The sequence below is a fragment of the Shewanella sp. MF08487 genome (assembly GCF_050848685.1).
Classification (GTDB): domain Bacteria; phylum Pseudomonadota; class Gammaproteobacteria; order Enterobacterales; family Shewanellaceae; genus Shewanella; species Shewanella glacialipiscicola.
Window position 1 is genome coordinate 1 of the sequence record NZ_JBOZPB010000074.1, and the last position, 508, is coordinate 508.

Annotated in this window: 1 pseudogene; it reads left to right on the forward strand. The window is 43.9% G+C overall.

Annotated features, from left to right (window positions below):
• Positions 1-91: pseudogene (locus ACRN9H_RS19690) on the forward strand (IS5/IS1182 family transposase); the annotation flags it as partial.
• Between the last annotated feature and the right edge of the window lie 417 nt (positions 92-508).

Sequence of the window (508 nt, forward strand, 5' to 3'; positions counted from 1 at the left end):
AATATCAACAAGATATGACAAGCTAGCAAGAAATTACGCCAGTATGGTGTCACTGGCGTTTATGTTAATGTGGCTGCCGATGTATTGCTGAGCAACATTTGTACAGCAAAGATCAACAGACCCTAGTGTCGGGGGAACTTTAGTTGTTAGCAGTTTAGCGTTTGCTGATATCCACTCACACAGGCTTGCCATGGCATTCACTCGTCGACTCGGTGAATAGAAACCTAGGGTTTCTGAGTTTATGAACGAGAGCCATGGTCGTTCTCATGCTCATGCATCCCTGCATTGCACGACATTCAGGCGTCCTGCCTATCAGATGGCGAACTGGCAGTTAAACAGAGATGTTGTTTAAGTCTGACCTTTGATGCTCGACCGCCCCGTCTGTTCTGGTCTAATCCCATCGGACACTTAATTTTGAGACAGTATGGTCAATAAATTAAGAGGTCTATATGAGTTTAAAAAAATCACATAAGAGTTATCCGCAGGCATTTAAAGATGAAGCCGTCTT